The organism is Stenotrophomonas sp. GD03794 (assembly GCF_029842145.1).
GTDB lineage: Bacteria > Pseudomonadota > Gammaproteobacteria > Xanthomonadales > Xanthomonadaceae > Stenotrophomonas > Stenotrophomonas riyadhensis.
This window is the reverse complement of sequence record NZ_JAOCFV010000048.1, coordinates 1-15,270: the sequence shown is the minus strand read 5'-3', so window position 1 is coordinate 15,270 and position 15,270 is coordinate 1. Positions and strand designations below refer to the sequence as shown.

Annotated in this window: 11 protein-coding genes; 6 read left to right on the top strand and 5 right to left on the bottom strand. The window is 68.3% G+C overall.

All coding sequences use genetic code 11. The features are described from left to right. Positions 1-32: 32 nt before the first annotated feature. Positions 33-4,487, bottom strand: a complete 4,455-nt coding sequence (gene gltB / locus N5D91_RS19455; protein WP_180855501.1) for a glutamate synthase large subunit — start codon at positions 4,485-4,487, stop codon at positions 33-35. 174 nt (positions 4,488-4,661) lie between these two features. Continuing rightward, a complete protein-coding gene (locus N5D91_RS19450; protein WP_110710661.1) occupies positions 4,662-5,051 on the bottom strand; it encodes an I78 family peptidase inhibitor in 390 nt (129 codons plus the stop codon). 111 nt (positions 5,052-5,162) lie between these two features. On the opposite strand from N5D91_RS19450, the gene N5D91_RS19445 reads away from it, so the two are divergent. Further along, positions 5,163-6,218, top strand: coding sequence for a DNA topoisomerase IB (locus tag N5D91_RS19445; protein WP_279907122.1), 1,056 nt, complete (start codon positions 5,163-5,165; stop codon positions 6,216-6,218). On the opposite strand, the gene N5D91_RS19440 is transcribed toward N5D91_RS19445, so the two are convergent. The 3 genes from N5D91_RS19440 to N5D91_RS19430 all read right to left on the bottom strand — a co-directional run bounded on the left by N5D91_RS19440 (position 6,196) and on the right by N5D91_RS19430 (position 8,805). After that, a complete protein-coding gene (locus N5D91_RS19440) occupies positions 6,196-6,504 on the bottom strand; it encodes a hypothetical protein (RefSeq protein WP_099552786.1) in 309 nt (102 codons plus the stop codon). The genes N5D91_RS19445 and N5D91_RS19440 overlap by 23 nt on opposite strands. Positions 6,505-6,644: 140 nt before the next feature. Continuing rightward, positions 6,645-7,712, bottom strand: coding sequence for a serine hydrolase domain-containing protein (locus tag N5D91_RS19435; RefSeq protein WP_180855499.1), 1,068 nt, complete (start codon positions 7,710-7,712; stop codon positions 6,645-6,647). A gap of 145 nt (positions 7,713-7,857) precedes the next feature. Continuing rightward, on the bottom strand, positions 7,858-8,805 hold the full coding sequence (locus tag N5D91_RS19430) for an AraC family transcriptional regulator (RefSeq protein ID WP_110710663.1): 948 nt from the start codon (positions 8,803-8,805) through the stop codon (positions 7,858-7,860). A gap of 127 nt (positions 8,806-8,932) precedes the next feature. On the opposite strand from N5D91_RS19430, the gene N5D91_RS19425 reads away from it, so the two are divergent. From N5D91_RS19425 to N5D91_RS19405, 5 genes are all read left to right on the top strand, one after another. Continuing rightward, complete coding sequence (locus N5D91_RS19425) at positions 8,933-9,325, top strand: hypothetical protein (RefSeq protein WP_239496512.1); 393 nt, start codon at positions 8,933-8,935, stop codon at positions 9,323-9,325. Further along, positions 9,315-10,535 carry an MFS transporter gene (locus N5D91_RS19420; RefSeq protein WP_180855498.1) on the top strand — a complete coding sequence of 407 codons (1,221 nt, stop codon included), beginning with the start codon at positions 9,315-9,317 and terminating at the stop codon, positions 10,533-10,535. The genes N5D91_RS19425 and N5D91_RS19420 overlap by 11 nt, the downstream gene beginning before the upstream one ends. 17 nt (positions 10,536-10,552) lie before the next feature. Then, positions 10,553-12,808: a TonB-dependent receptor gene (locus N5D91_RS19415; RefSeq protein ID WP_180855497.1), complete on the top strand. Its 2,256-nt coding sequence runs from the start codon at positions 10,553-10,555 to the stop codon at positions 12,806-12,808. A gap of 107 nt (positions 12,809-12,915) precedes the next feature. After that, positions 12,916-13,302 (top strand): BlaI/MecI/CopY family transcriptional regulator, encoded by a 387-nt coding sequence (locus tag N5D91_RS19410; protein ID WP_180855496.1) that lies wholly within the window; start codon positions 12,916-12,918, stop codon positions 13,300-13,302. A gap of 3 nt (positions 13,303-13,305) precedes the next feature. Beyond that, positions 13,306-15,270: M56 family metallopeptidase (locus N5D91_RS19405; protein ID WP_279907123.1), on the top strand; the 1,965-nt coding region annotated here is incomplete at its 3' end.

The following is a 15,270-nucleotide window of genomic DNA, read 5'->3' as shown; positions in this document are numbered from 1 at the left end:
TGCCGGCCAGCGGCCGGCACTACCGGAAAACATCACGCGGCGCGTCGCAGGGTTTCGGTCAGCGACTCGATGCTGGCGGCCTTGGGTTTGACCAGCCAGAACTTGCCGATGTAGTCGCGGAACTCGTCCAGGATCTGCTGCGCCCAGATGCTGCCGGTCAGTTCGCGATGGCGGCCGATCAGGCGGTGCAGGTGCTGGCGGTAGTTCTCGAAGCCTTCGGCGGACACGCGATGGATGTCGATCAGCTCGTGGTTGTAGCGGTCGACGAAATCGCGGTCGACGTCCAGCACGTAGGCCAGCCCGCCGGTGAAACCGGCACCGAAGTTCAGGCCGACCTTGCCCAGCACCAGCACCACGCCATCAGTCATGTACTCGCAGCAGTGGTCACCGGCGCCTTCCACCACCGCCAGCGCGCCGGAATTGCGCACGGCGAAACGTTCGCCCGCGCGGCCGGCGGCAAACAGCTCGCCCCCGGTGGCGCCATACAGGCAGGTGTTGCCGATGATCGCGGTGCTGCGTGCCTCGAAGCGGGCGCCACGCGGTGGACGCACCACCAGGCGGCCACCGGCCATGCCCTTGCCGACGTAGTCGTTGGCTTCGCCTTCCACTTCCAGGTGCAGGCCGCCGACGTTGAAGGCGCCGAAGCTCTGCCCGGCACTGCCACGGAAGCGCAGTTCCAGCGGCGCCTCGGCCATGCCCTGGTTGCCGTGCGCGCGTGCCACCGCACCGGCCAGGCGGGTACCGATGCTGCGGTCGGTGTTGTGGATCAGGAAGCGGTGTTCGCCGCCGCGCTTGTGCTCGATGGCCGGGGCCAGCAGGCCGTCCATCTGCGTGGCCAGGCTGTCCGGCGATTCGTACAGGCGCTGCGCGGCACAGTGACTGCCTTCGTAGCGGGCATCGGCCAGCAGGCGTGACAGGTCCACGCGCACGCCGTCGCGCGGCGCGGCGTCGATCTGCCGCAGCAGGTCGGTACGGCCGACGATCTCTTCCAGCGAACGCGCGCCCAGGTATGACAGCCAGCCACGTACTTCCTCGGCCAGCAGGCGGAAGAAGTTCTCCACGCGCTCGGGCTGGCCGGTGAAGTGGTTCTCGCGCAGGCGCTCGTCCTGGGTGGCCACGCCGGTGGCGCAGTTGTTGAGGTGGCAGATGCGCAGGTACTTGCAGCCCAGCACGATCATCGGCGCGGTGCCGAAGCCGAAGCTGTCCGCGCCCAGCAGCGCGGCCTTGACCACGTCCAGGCCGGTCTTCAGGCCGCCATCGGTCTGCAGCAGGGTACGCCCGCGCAGGTCGTTGGCCAGCAGCGCCTGGTGCGCTTCGGCCACGCCCAGCTCCCACGGCACGCCCGCATAACGGATCGAGCTGACCGGCGAGGCGCCGGTGCCGCCGTCATGGCCGGAGATGGTGATCAGGTCCGCACCGGCCTTGACCACGCCCGCGGCAATCGTGCCGACGCCGGCATGGCTGACCAGCTTCACCGACACCAGCGCGGTCGGGTTGACCTGCTTGAGGTCGTAGATCAGCTGCGCCAGGTCCTCGATCGAATAGATGTCGTGGTGCGGCGGCGGCGAAATCAGGCCGATGCCCGGACGCGCATAGCGCAGCCGCGCGATCAGTTCGTTGACCTTGTGGCCGGGCAGCTGGCCGCCTTCGCCGGGCTTGGCACCCTGCGCGACCTTGATCTGCAGTACCTCGGCATTGACCAGGTATTCGGCGGTGACGCCGAAGCGGCCCGAGGCCACCTGCTTGATCTTGCTGCGCTTGGCGGTGCCATAGCGTGCGGGGTCTTCGCCGCCTTCGCCGGAATTGCTGCGGCCACCGAGGCGGTTCATCGCAATCGCCAGTGCCTCGTGTGCTTCCGGTGACAGCGCACCGAGACTGATCGCCGCGGTATCGAAGCGCGGAAACAGTTCGCTGGCCGGTGCCACGTCATCGATCGGCGTCGGCGAGGCGGCCGGTACCAGCTGCAGCAGGTCGCGCAGTGCAGACGGCGGGCGCGCATGCACGGCATCGCAGTACTGCTGCCAGGCACGCGGGTCACCGCTGCGCGCCGCGCGCTGCAGGGTGGTGACCACGTCCGGGTTGTACATGTGGTACTCGCCGCCGTGCACGTACTTCAGCAGGCCGCCGACCTCCACGTCCTGCTGCGCGTCCCAGGCCTGCGCGCACAGCTCGCGTGCGTCGGCATCCAGGCGCGCGAAACCGGCACCACCGATGCGCGAAGCGGTATCCGGGAAGCACAGGTCCACGACCTCCGGTTCGAGGCCGATGATCTCGAACAGCTGCGCGCCGCGATAGCTGGCCACGGTACAGATGCCCATCTTCGAGATGATCTTGGACAGGCCCTTGTACACGCCCTTGCGATAGCGGCGGCCGATCTGCGACTGCTCCCCCCCCTTGCTCAGCTTGAGGATGCCGCGGCGGCCCAGGTCGAACAGGGTCTGGTAGGCCAGGTACGGATACACCGCGGTGGCGCCGAAGCCGAGCAGGCAGGCCATGTGGTGCGGGTCGCGCGCGGTGCCGGTCTCGACGATGAGATTCACGTCGCAACGCAGGCCCAGCCGCGAGAGGTGGTGGTGGACGGCGCTGGTGGCGAGCAGGGCATGCACCATCGGCCGCCCGGCCACCGGGTAGCGGTCGGACAACAGCAGCATCACCATGCCTTCGCGGGCGGCCTGTTCGGCTTCGGCGCAGATGCGCTCGATGCCGGCGCGCAGGCCTTCGTCCTCGCCGTAGGACAGGTCGAGCAGGCGGTTGGCCTGCACATACTGGTCCATCTTCAGCAGCTGGCGCAGCTTGCGCTGGCTCAGTACCGGCGAGTTGAGGATGACGTGGTTCACCGTCTCCGGGCCGGCATGGAAGATGTTGGTCTCCCTGCCGAGTTGAGTGGACAGCGACATCGCACAGTCTTCGCGCAGCGGATCGATCGGCGGGTTGGTGACCTGCGCGAAGGCTTGGCGGAAATAGTCGTACAGCGGGCGGCTGCGCTGGCTCAGCACTGCCATCGGCGTGTCGTCGCCCATCGACCCGGTGGCTTCCTGCTCGGTTTCGGCCAGCGGCCGCAGCACCTGTTCCACTTCCTCGCTGCTGAGCTGGTACAGCTTGTGGTAGCTGCGCAGGGTGCCTTCGTCGAAGGGCTCTTCCACCAGCGATGGATCGATCAGTTCGGTCTGCAGGTAGGTCACGCCCTGTTGCAGCCACTGCTTGTACGGCGCGCGGCCACGGTTGATGCGGTCCACCGCATCGGAGTCGAGCAGGTCGCCGCGCTTGAGATCGATGGCGATCATCTCGCCCGGGCCGAGCTTGCCCTTGCGCACCACGCGCTCGGTCGGCACTTCCCACACGCCCGCTTCGGAGGCGACCAGGAAGTGGCGGTCGGCGGTCAGCATCCAGCGCGCCGGGCGCAGGCCGTTGCGGTCCAGCGTACACACCGCATAGCGGCTGTCGCAGGCGACGATGCCGGCCGGGCCATCCCACGGTTCGCTGTTCAGGCCGTGGAATTCGTAGAACGCGGCCAGGTCCGGATCCTTGAATTCCAGTGATTGCGTGGCCGGCGGCACCAGGATGCGCAGCGCCTGGATCAGCTCCATGCCTCCGGCGACCATCAGCTCCAGCATGTTGTCCAGGCTCTGCGAGTCCGAGCCATGCATGGAGATGACCGGGTCGAACTCGGCGATGTCGAAGCGCGGCGTCTTCCACACCTTGCTGCGCGCCTGCGCCCAACGCCGGTTGCCTTCGATGGTGTTGATCTCGCCGTTGTGGGCGAGCATGCGGAACGGGTGCGCCAGCGGCCAGCGCGGCAGCGTGTTGGTGGAGAAGCGCTGGTGGAACACGATCGCGCTGGAGGCCAGCTCACGGCGCTGCAGGTCCGGGAAGAAGCGGCTGAGCTTGTCCGGCAGCACCATGCCCTTGTAGCTGATCGCATCCGGGGTGAGGGTGGTGACGTAGAAGTCGGCGTGTTCGCGCAGCTGCTGTTCGCTGCGGCGGCGGGCCAGGAACAGCGCCAGCGCGAAGCCGGCATCATCCTGGCCGATGCCCGCGTCCACGAACACCTGCTCGATGCGCGGCAGCGTGTCGCGCGCGAGCTGGCCGCAGACGCTGTCATCGGTGGGCACCTCGCGCCAGCCGGCGACCTTGCAACCTACGGCTTCCACCTGCGCCTGCAGCTGCGCGCGGCATGCCTGCGCGGCATCGGCGTCGTGCGGCAGGAACACCACGCCGGCGGCGAAACGTGCGGCGACGCTGATGCCGGCTTCACTGGCCAGCAGTTTCAGGAACGCATCCGGGCGGCGCAGCAGCAGGCCGCAGCCATCACCGGTCAGGCCATCGGCGGCGACACCGCCACGGTGGGTCATGCGCGAAAGCGCGGCGATGGCGGTATCAACCAACAGGCGCGAAGGTTGATCGTCGAGCTGGGCGACCATGCCAAATCCACAGGCATCGCGCTCGGAGCGCGGGTCGTAAAGCCCTTGGCGGTTGCGGGGGGCCATCTCTACCTCGATGCGTATAGGGTTGGCGGCGACACTCGTCCCCGCCCAATCCCTGGAGCGCATCGTGAGGCCACCGGATGCCTCGACTAGATCACAGGTTGCTGCAACGCCGCAATACACGGTTGCAGGTGCAACAGAAAGCGCCGGCACCCGTGTGCCGGCGCGGGGTCTGACTCAGCCGCAGCGCGCGCCGCTGACGGCGCCCTTGTCGTCCACTTCGATGTTCAGGCGGTCGCCGAGGAACTCCATCGTGGCCACGTCGTTGGGCTTGAGCACGCGCACCTGGTTGGCGCCGGCGTCTTCCTGCGCCTGCTTTCCGAGCGCGTCGGTGTAGGCCTGGCCGACCAGGCTCTGCACCTGGCTGGCGTCGCAGGTGCCGACCGGCGGTGCCTCGGTGGCCTTGCCGGTGTCGTCGGCCGGTGCCTTGGCGGCCTCGGCCGCCTGCTGGGCATGGGCGGTGGCCGAATCCTGTTCGTCCAGCGCCGGTGCCTGGCAGGCGGTCAGCGCCAGCACGGCCGGCAGCAACAGGGCGGAGAGCGAACGGGCGCGAATCGGGAACGACATCATGACTCCGGAAGGGGTTGTGAAGACCCGAGCATAGCGGCGAACCGGCCCTCACGTGTTTGTCTTGTGTTATCGACAGGATCGCGGCATGTCGACGGCGACACTACTGGCATGCCAACCCCCTCCACCCCCGAACGACAGGCCGCGCGCGCGGCTGGCCTGCGCTATGTCGACGATACCCAGCCGGGCATCAGCCGCCGCCGCTCCGGCAAGGGTTTCAGTTACCGCGATGCCGATGGCCACGCGATACGCGACGCCACCACACTGCAACGCATCCGTGCGCTGGCCATCCCGCCGGCCTATACCGCGGTGTGGATCTGTACCCACGCCAATGGCCACCTGCAGGCCACAGGGCGCGATGCGCGCGGGCGCAAGCAGTACCGCTACCACGCCGACTGGGCCAAGGAGCGCGACGCCGGCAAGTTCGACCGCATCATCGCCTTTGGCGAGGCCTTGCCCACGCTGCGGCGGCGGTTGTCGCGGGATCTCAAGCGACCTGGGTTTCCGCAGGAAAAGGTGCTGGCCATGGTGGTGGCGCTGTTGGCGGACACCCTGGTGCGGGTCGGCAATGAAACCTATGCACAACAGAACCGTTCGTTCGGACTGACCACGCTGCGCAACCGCCATCTGGAGCTGCTGCGCGGCGGCCGGGTGCGCATGCGCTTCCGCGGCAAGTCCGGGCAGCTGCAGGAGGTGACCGTGGGCGACCGCAAGCTGGGGCTGCTGGTGCGGCGCCTGCAGCAGCTGCCGGGGCAGGCGCTGTTCCAGTACCGCGATGACGACGGTGCGCTGCAGCCGGTGGATTCCGGCGCGGTGAACGACTACCTGCGCGAGGTGATGGGCGAGGACTTCACCGCCAAGGATTTCCGCACCTGGGGCGGCACCGTCGCGGCGGTGCAGGCGTTCGCCGCCACCGAGCTGCCGGAACCGGCCAGCCAGCGCGCGCTGGCCCAGGCGCAGCGCGCGGTGGTGTGCGAAGTGGCATCGCTGCTGGGCAACACTCCGGCGGTGTGCCGCAAGGCCTACATCGACCCGTGCGTGTTCGCCGGCTGGGAGCGCGGTGAACTGGCAAAGCTGGCCGGCCTGCGTGGGCCGCGCCAGTGGGAACAGGCCACCCTGCGCGTGCTGCGCAGGGCGCGCCGGCTCAGCCGCAGTAGATCGCGGTGATGTTGTTGGTGCGGCCCTTCTCGATGGTCAGGCGGTCACCGCCTTCGTGCGCCGGTGGCACCCGCGGACCGTCGTGACGCAGCACCCGTACATGCAGGCTGTCGCTGTCCACGCGGGCGCGGGCCACGGTGGCATCCGAGGCGGCCAGGCCGAGTGCGCCACGCACCATGTCGCTATGGCACTGGCCGGAAATCACGCCGTCGATCGGCTGCACCTGGGCCATCGGTGTGCTGCTGCAGGCGGCGAGGGCGAAGCAGACGGCGGCGGTGGCGATGGCATGTTTCATGGTGGTGTTCCTTGTGTGGTTGCGTGCAGCGTGCGACGGCGCACGTGGTGGCGGAATGAATACCGCCAACAGCATAGGTGGAGACACTGAAGAAGCGGCGTGTGCGGCCCCCGGTAGTGCCGGCCGCTGGCCGGCAGCGCTCAGAGCGCTGTTTCAGCAGTCGCGTAGAAGTCGGCAATGCGTGGAATGAACAGCTGCGGATTGGCGCCGACCAGATTGGTCAGCACCACCACCGCGACGTCGCGGTCGGGGTACACGACGAAGGCCGAGCGCGCGCCGCCGATACCGGCCACCTGCAGGTCGGGCGATGCGCGCAGCACCGGCCAGCCGCCCGCCCATGGTCCAGCACGGCCATCGGTGAGGCGCTCTGCGGTCCACATCCTCTTCCGAGGTGCATCCCGAAGCAGGCGCCCGTCGGTCAGCGCGACCAGCCAGCGCGCGGTGTCGTCGGCGGTGGTGAGGATGCCGCCGCCAGCCCACAGGCTCGGCGGCATGTCGTAGAACCAGTGCGACAGGCGCGGCGGCATGTCGGCCGCATCGGTGGCGCGCGGAGCCAGGCTGTACATCGTCGCCATATCCGGAATCAGGTCATAGCTGTCGCCGAAGGTGGTGCGGGCCATGCGCGCACTGCCGAACTGACCGCTGGCGAGGAAGCGTTCGTAGGACATGCCCGATTGCTGCGCGATGATCCGTGCCAGCAGCACATAGTTGGTCTGGTTGTAGGCAAAGCGCTGCCCGGGCGCAGCTTCGATGGGGCGCGCGGTGACTGCCGTCCATGCCTGCGCTTCGGAGCCCCCTCCCAGCAGTCCGCCTGCATCCAGGATGTCCGGCAGTCCCGAGGTGTGTGCCAGCAACTGACGCACGCGCACCTCCCTCCATGTGGCCGGAAGACCATCCAGGTAACGCGAGGCGGGCGCGTCCAGATCCAGTTGCCCCTGTTGTGCCAGCTGTGCGGCAGCCACGCCGGTGAACGCCTTGGTGGCCGAATTGAGCGGGAAGCGGGTGTCGCGCGAGGCAAGCACACCGTTCTCGACATTGGCCAGGCCATAGGCTTCGGAGAGCACGATCTGCCCTTGCTTGACCACGGCGACCTGCAGCCCGGGAATGCGCTGCTCCAGCATGATCTGGCGGATCAGGCGGCGGGTCTGGTCGTTGGCCTGGTCCTGGCTGGCGGAGATGGCGGCGAAGGGCAGGGCACTGATGAGCATGAGCACGACTCGAAGCGTTGGGCGGAACATGCGGAATTCCGGCGGGGGCGTCGAGGATCGGATGCAGCGGGTGCGTAAAAGGTTTAAGCAGTACCTGCGCTGCGAGGCAGGTACTGGTTGTGTGCGCGGGGCGTGCCTGCTGCGGCTAGCGGATCCGGGAAGGAGACCTTCCGAACTGCCGCTTGAACGCGGCACTGAAGCTGCTGGTATGGGCGTACCCGGCCAGGCTGGCCGCCACGTCCACTGACACCCGTCGTTGCAGCAGGGCATCGTGTGCCCGTTGCAGGCGCAGAGCACGCAGCCAGGCGGCGATGCTGCTGCCGTGCAGCTGCTGGAAGGTGCTTTGCAGGTCGACGGCGTTCGTACCCAGCCTGCGCGCCATCTGGTTGATGGTCAGGCCATCGGCCTCGCCGCTCTGCAGCCACTGTTGCAACTGGTCCACGCAACGCCGCAGATGCGCGCTGGGGGCAGGCGCCTCGCGTTCGGCGATCACGGATCGAACCACGCTGGCCGCGACTTCCAGCGCAAAGCTCTCGCGTTGCAGGCTGGCCAGCAGAGGCGGCTCCGCCGTTTCCGCCCCGAACAACGCTGCGGCCCGCCGCAGCAGTGGCGCAGGCGGTTGCCACGCCTGGTTGCGTGCGTGGCTCAGTCGCAGGCGGGTGAGTCCGGCCGATGCAATGCCATCGAGCTGGCGCGACAACCAGTCCTGGCCGAGGTGCAGGCTGACCTTGGTTTCCTCACGACCCGCCTGCCAATGGCGCTGGAACGCTTCCTCCTCACGAAGGTGGACCAGCATCGCCGGGCTCCCGTCCCGGCGGCTGTCCATCTGCAAGCGCTGGTTGGCGATGACCACTTCGGCCTGCCCCTGCAGCAGGAAACTGGCGGTGATACCCGCAGGCAGGCAGTTCTGGCTGCGGCCGCCGACCATGTCCTGGCTGCGGCTGAGGTAGAGCACCAGGCCGCTGTCCATCGACTGCACCTGCTGCCAGCCGGCCAGCACCGGCAGCGCATCGGGGAGGCCCGATTCAAAGTCGACCCGGCCGCCCAGCGCGTGGGCGGCGCTCATCAGTTCGGCGCAGGAATAGACCTGCATGCAAGGCACCCGCGAATGCTGTCGTGCCTAAATTTTCTTTCGTCGCGCCTAAACTTTCAATGGTATTGCAAATTATTCTCATTTGCGGGGGCTCGCTGCCCCTTTCCCCTGTTCAGCAAGAAGGTCGATGGCGATGGGTCTGGTGATCAACGAGGCGGTGGTGCTGCGTGCCGTCTTCCATGGCGCGGTGGATGCGCACCAGATCCGGTACTGGCTGGACCGCGTGCAGGCGCTGATCGATGCCCACCGCCCCTTCTACTTCGTTGCCAGCACCGCGCCCGGTGCCACCTTCTGCGACGACTACCGTGCCCTGCAGGCGGTCTGGTACAAGCGGTACAAGGCCGCCTTCCGGCAGTACTGCCGGGGCCTGGTGCGCATCGCCAGCGATGCCGCCGAGCAGCAGCGGCTGGACACTCCGGCGCTGCATGCGGCCTGGGCCGTGCCGTACTTCGTCACCGCCGATGCCGGCGCGGGCATGCGCTGGATTGGCGAGCACCTGGAGCAGGCTGATGCGCACTGAGCGCGCCGCCGCTTCGCCGTTCGGCCTGGGCGTGATCGTCGCGCTGTACATGGCGCATGCCTTGCCCCTGTATTTCTACAACGTGGCGGTGCCGGCCATCCTGCGCAGCCAGGGCGTGGATCTGCGCTGGATCGGCATGTTGTCGCTGCTTTACCTGCCGTGGGCGCTGAAGTTCCTGTGGGCGCCGCTGGTGGACCGCTGGCATCTGCCGGCCCTCGGTCGCCGCCGCAGCTGGCTGTGGCTGACCCAGCTGTTGCTGCTGGCCGGCATCCTGGTGCTGGCGTTCACCGGCCTGGATCATGGCCTGGTCGTGTTCGTGCTGGTCGGCATGTGGATCTCGACCATTGCCGCCACCCAGGACATCGCCATCGACGGCTATACCGTGGAGGCGCTGGCGCCGGCCGAGCACCGGCTGGGCAGCATGGCGCAGAGCGTGGGCGTGGCCCTGGGCAGCATGATCGGTGGCGCCGGTGTGCTGTGGCTGTATGAAACCCGCGGCTGGAGCGTGGCCCTGCTGAGCCTGGCGGCAATGAGCGCACTGACCCTGCTGGCAGTGCAGCAGATCAACGAAACGCCGGCCAGGCCCGACGCGCCGCAGCCGAGCATCCTGCGTGCGCTGCGTCGTCGCGAACTGCGCTGGGCGCTGCTGCTGATCGTGCTGTATCGGTTGGTGGAAGCACCCGCAATGGCGATGATCAATCCGCTGCTGGTCGACCAGCAGTTCAGCCTGACCGAGATCGGGCTGCTGATCTCGGTGGGTGGTGCCGGTACCGGCATGCTGGCTGCGGTGGGCGCCGCCTGGCTGCTCAAGCAGCGCCGGGCCGAGCAGTTGCTGATGCACGCTGGCTGGTGGCGCACCGTGTTGTATGTACTGCTGGCGTTGATGCTTTACAGCGGTGCGATGGCGACGTCACGGTGGGGCCTGGGCGCGCTGGTGATCGCGCTGCTGGCGCTGCGCTATGTGGCGATGACCAGCCTGTATGCCCTGTTCATGCGGGTCAGTTCGCGTGCCCAGGCCGGCACTGATTTCACCCTGCTCGTGTGCTTCGAACTGCTGGTCAATTTCATCGGCGGCGCGTTGTCTGGCTTCCTCGCCAAGGGCCTGGGCTACCCCATCTACTACATCGCGCTGGCGGCAGTTTCGGCGCTCGGGTTGCTGCTGTGCCGGCCGCTGATGCGCCGCTTCGCAGCGCCTATCGATTCCCCCTGATACGCAACGAGGACACCATGCGGCAGACCGCAGCAACCCTTCCGCTGGCGATGCTGGCGTTGGCCATCAGTGGCCCGCTGGCGGCACAGAATACGTCCGCTACGGCTGGCACCCGGCAACTGGATGCGGTGAGTGTCACCGCCGTGCGAGGCGCACGCAGCGTGGCCGAGATCGCCGGCACCGTGTATGCCATCGAGCACGAACAGATTGCCCAGCAGATCACCGCCGGGCGCAGCACCGCCGACATCCTCGGCCAGCTGGTGCCGTCGCTGGCGCCGGCCAGCGGGACCACCAGCAACTACGGCATGACCATACGTGGCCGCAGCGTGCAGGTGATGATCGATGGCGTGCCGTTGACCGGCGCACGCGATGGGTCGCGCCAGCTCAACAGCATCTCGCCGACCATGATCGAGCGCATCGAGGTGATCTCCGGCGCCACCGCGCTGTATGGCGCCGGCGCCAGTGGCGGCATCATCAACATCATCACCCTGCAGCCCGGCGATCAGCCGGTCCAGCTGGCAAGCCAGTTCGGCCTGCGCAGTCCCTCGCATCTGTCCAGTGACACGCTGGCCTGGAATGCCGCGCAGACCATGACCGTGCGCGGCGATCAGTTCAGTGGCGCGTTCGGCTTCGCCTATGGCCGGCAGGGCGCATCGCTGGATGCGCATGGCCGCCGTATCGGTCCGGAGATCGCGCAGACCGATCGGCAGGACACCGAGACCCGCGAACTCAATGCGCGCTTCGACTGGACCCCGACGGACAGCCAGCAGTTGAGCGTGGGCGTGCGCTGGTTCGACGATCAGCAGGACAGTGATCATGGCCCCGACTATGGCCCGCGCCTGGCTGCGCTGTTCAACCCTGCATTCACGCCCAGCCACCAGGCGCTGCCTGGCCTGCAGCTGGAGGCGCAGCCGCGTACCCGGCACCAGGGTGTCAACGCGCAGTACCGCAACCGCAATGTACTGGGCGGGCAGGAACTGAGCGTGGAAGCCTATTACCGCAACGAGCAGGGACGCTGGTTCCCGTCGGTGTCGACGCTGGTGCACCCGGCACTGCGCGGTGGCTTCGCCTATGTGGCGATGCAGTCCAATACCGATATCGATGTGTGGGGCCTGCGCACGGCGCTGCACAAGGGTTTCGACGTGGCGGGCCGCAGCCTGCAGCTGTCGTACGGCGTGGACCACGAGCGTGAGCAGGACAGCCAGCGCGGGCAGATGTATGACATCAACCGCTTCATCGCCAGCAACGGTCTCGATTACCAGCCCACCGCGCAGTACGCGATGGGGCCGGACGTGCGCGTGGATACCACTGGCCTGTTCCTGCAGGCCGACCATTCGCTGAGTGAGCGCTTCAGCGTGCAGGCCGGCGTGCGCCACCAGATCCTGCGCAACCGCGTAGAAGACTCGCTTCCCTACACCGAAGCGATCACCGCCGATGCCGTTGCCGGGTATCAGCCGCACCTGCTGCGGGGCGGCCGCGTGCGCCACTCGCAGACCCTGTTCAATGCCGGCGTGGTGTACCGGCTGGATGCATCGCAACAGCTGTTCGCCAACGTCTCGCAGGGCTTCAGCCTGCCGGACACCCAGCGCATGCTGCGCGATGTACCGGCAAGCTTCGTCATCGACAGCCGCAACGTCGGCCCGATCAAGGTCGACAGCTATGAGCTGGGCTGGCGCCGCAGCGATGCATCGCTGCAGAGCGCGGTGACCGCGTTCTACAACCGCTCGGACAAGACCGTGCAGTTCAACCGCGACTACAGCGTGTCGGTGGCCGACACCGATGAGCGCGTGTGGGGCGTGGAGGCCAACCTGCGCTACACGCCGACGGCGCAGCTGGAGCTGGGCGCAAGCCTTGCCAGCACCCGGGGCCAGTACCGCGATGCTGCCGGACGTTGGCGTGAGCTCAATGCGTTCCGCGTTTCACCCTTGAAGGCTGGTGTGCATGGGCAGTGGCGCTTCGCCAATGACAGCCTGCTGCGCTTGCAGGGACAAGTGGTGGGCGGGACCGATCGTGCCTGGCGCGATGCGCCGCTCGCAGCGATCAGTCCCAGCATCCGCGCTACCCCGGCGGCGAAGATCCACGGCTATGCGGTGTTCGACCTGATCGGCGAGCTGCCGCTGGCAGGCGGCCGCTTCAGCGCGGGCATCTACAACCTGGCCGATCGTGACTACCGCACGGTCTATGGCCAGCAGGCCGAGGCGACCTACGGAAAGATGTCCAGCCTGCCGGCGGCAGGGCGGACCTTCTCGATCGGGTATCGGGTGGAGTACTGAGCCGGGCGGCGTCCCCCGACCATTCGTCGGCCCATGACTTCCGGGGGGTTGACTACAGTTGTCGTCACGCAGAAAGTGGCGACACGTGTAGTCAAGGGAGTGGTGTCATGCGTGGCAAGACGATCGGGGACCAGGAGCTGGCCCTGCTGCAGTACATCGATGAACATGCGCCGGCCAGCGTCGGCGAGGTTGCCAGCGGCTACGGCGAGGCCCGCGGCCTGGCCCGCTCCACCGTGCTGACGATGATGGAGCGGCTGCGGGCGAAGGGGTATCTTCAGCGCCAGCAGCAGGACGGCGTCTACCGCTACCAGGCCACCCGTGGCCCGGAGAGCGTGCTGCAGGGTGCCGTGGCCCAGTTCGTCGACAACACCCTGCAGGGCTCGGTGTCGCCGTTCGTGGCCTACCTGTCGCAGCGCCAGCAGGTCAGCGACAACGAGCTGGCCGAGCTGGAAGCGCTGGTCGCCCAACTCCAATCGCGTCGCCACGAGGGCTGAGCCATGGACACCACGATGCTGATCCCGTTGCTGGAACGGCTGGGCTGGACCAGCCTGCAGACCGTGCTGCTGGTGGCCCTGGTGTACGGCGTGTGCCGCGCGCTGCCGTCGCTGTCGGCGGCCACCCGCTGCCGCCTGTGGTGGCTGGTGTCGCTGCAGGCCGTGCTCGGCCTGTTCTGGAGCCAACCGCTGCAGCTGGCCTGGCTGCCGGCACCGCAGGCGGTGGCGATGACCGCCACCGACGTTGCCGCAGATCTGGTCTACCCGCTGGCGCCGGAAGCCTCGGCGCAGCTGCTGGCGACGATGCCGATGCCTGCAGCGGAGGTGCCGGCAGTGGCGTGGTGGGCCGTTGCACTGGCTGCGCTGTGGATGTCCGGCGTGCTGCTGATGGCCCTGCGCACCTTCGGTGAGTGGCGCCGCTGCCGGGCGCTGCTGGCCGCCGCCTATCCCTGCCAGGACGAAGCGCTGGTGCAGGCCCTGCAGCTGGCCTCCGACGCACACGGCGTGCGCCCTGCGCCGCGGCTGTGGATGAGCACGCAGGTGGACGCACCGCAGCTGGTCGGGCCGTTCCGCCCGGTGCTGCTGCTGCCGGCCGGCGACAACGCCCTGCAGGGTGATGCGCTGGACCTGGCACTGACCCACGAACTGCAGCACCTGCAGCGGCGTGACCTGCAGTGGGGCCTGCTGCCCGCACTGGCCCAGCACCTGTTCTTCTTCCACCCGCTGCTGCGCCTGTCGGTGCGTGAATACGCACAGGCCCGCGAGGAAGCAGTGGATGCGGCCGTGGTCGGCCAGCACGGCGCCAGCCGCCAGGCTTATGGTCGCCTGCTGCTGCAGCTGGGCGTGGCACCGCAGCCGCATCTGGGCGTGGCGAGTGCTGCACCGAACACCACCAGCCTCAAGCGTCGCCTGCTCTCGCTGCAGCCGCGCCGGGCCTGCCCGCGCATTCTGGCAATGGCGCTGACCGCCGCCGTGGTGCTGGTGGGCGTGGCGCCGATGCGGCTGGTCGCTGCGCCAGTGCCACCGGCACCGCCTGCGCCTCCGGCGGCACCGAAGGCGGTGGTACCGCCGCCGCCGAAGGCTCCGAAAGCGCCGCCCGCACCGCCTTCGTCCGCGCGCATTCCGGCCGTGCCGGTGGCGCCCGCGCCGCCGGTCGAGCCGGCTGATGTGGAAGAACCGTCCGGTCCTGATGATGCCGACGTGGCCTACCTCGACGATGCCTCTGGCATGGATGAGGACCATGACGGCACGACCACCACCTCCATCACGACCTACGGTCGCCTCGATCTGGGCAAGTCGCCCCGGGAGGCCTTCGTGCTGGTCGATGGCGATTCGACCTTCGCCAACGGCGGCATGGACGACGTGACGGTGGCCCGCAGGCAGCTCGGCAAGGGTCCGGCGCTGTGGTTCCGCCAGGGCGACAAGCGCTACGTGGTGCGTGATCCGATGATGATCCAGACCCTGCAGCGCGCCTACAGCGGCGCCGCAGACCTCGGTCGCCAGCAGAGCGAACTGGGCCGCCAGCAGAGTGCGCTGGGTCGCGAGCAGGGCGAACTCGGCAGGCAGATGGGTGAGATGGGCCGCCTGCAGGGCGAGGAGTCACGCCGTCTTGCGCTGGCCGCCGCTGAGGTAGCGCGCAGCGCGATGGCCGCCCACGACATCAACCGTGAGGCCGCCGCAGAAGCCGCGAAGGCGGCGCGCGGCGCGACCAGCGATATGGCCGTGGCGCGAGAGGCTGCACGTGAGGCCGCCGCCGAGGCACGTCGTGCGATGCAGGAAGCCCGTAGCGAGGCCGCGCAGTCCGGCCGTACCCGTGACATGCAGCGCCTGGCCAGACAGCAGTCTGAACTGGCCAACCGACAGGCGGCACTGGGCAGCCAACAGGCCGCGTTGGGCGAGCGCCAGGCGCGCGTGCATGCGCAGGTATCGCAGCAGGCACAGCAGGTGATCGCGCGCGCACTGGCCAGC

What these genes read in the sequence shown, in the direction of transcription:
- N5D91_RS19420 (WP_180855498.1), top strand. Translation starts at nt 9,315, where the DNA reads ATGCGCACTGAGCGCGCCGCCGCTTCGCCGTTCGGCCTGGGCGTGATC.
- N5D91_RS19425 (WP_239496512.1), top strand. Translation starts at nt 8,933, where the DNA reads ATGGCGATGGGTCTGGTGATCAACGAGGCGGTGGTGCTGCGTGCCGTC.
- N5D91_RS19415 (WP_180855497.1), top strand. Translation starts at nt 10,553, where the DNA reads ATGCGGCAGACCGCAGCAACCCTTCCGCTGGCGATGCTGGCGTTGGCC.
- N5D91_RS19445 (WP_279907122.1), top strand. Translation starts at nt 5,163, where the DNA reads ATGCCAACCCCCTCCACCCCCGAACGACAGGCCGCGCGCGCGGCTGGC.
- N5D91_RS19440 (WP_099552786.1), bottom strand. Translation starts at nt 6,504, where the DNA reads ATGAAACATGCCATCGCCACCGCCGCCGTCTGCTTCGCCCTCGCCGCC.
- N5D91_RS19410 (WP_180855496.1), top strand. Translation starts at nt 12,916, where the DNA reads ATGCGTGGCAAGACGATCGGGGACCAGGAGCTGGCCCTGCTGCAGTAC.
- N5D91_RS19430 (WP_110710663.1), bottom strand. Translation starts at nt 8,805, where the DNA reads ATGCAGGTCTATTCCTGCGCCGAACTGATGAGCGCCGCCCACGCGCTG.
- N5D91_RS19450 (WP_110710661.1), bottom strand. Translation starts at nt 5,051, where the DNA reads ATGTCGTTCCCGATTCGCGCCCGTTCGCTCTCCGCCCTGTTGCTGCCG.
- N5D91_RS19435 (WP_180855499.1), bottom strand. Translation starts at nt 7,712, where the DNA reads ATGCTCATCAGTGCCCTGCCCTTCGCCGCCATCTCCGCCAGCCAGGAC.
- gltB (WP_180855501.1), bottom strand. Translation starts at nt 4,487, where the DNA reads ATGGCCCCCCGCAACCGCCAAGGGCTTTACGACCCGCGCTCCGAGCGC.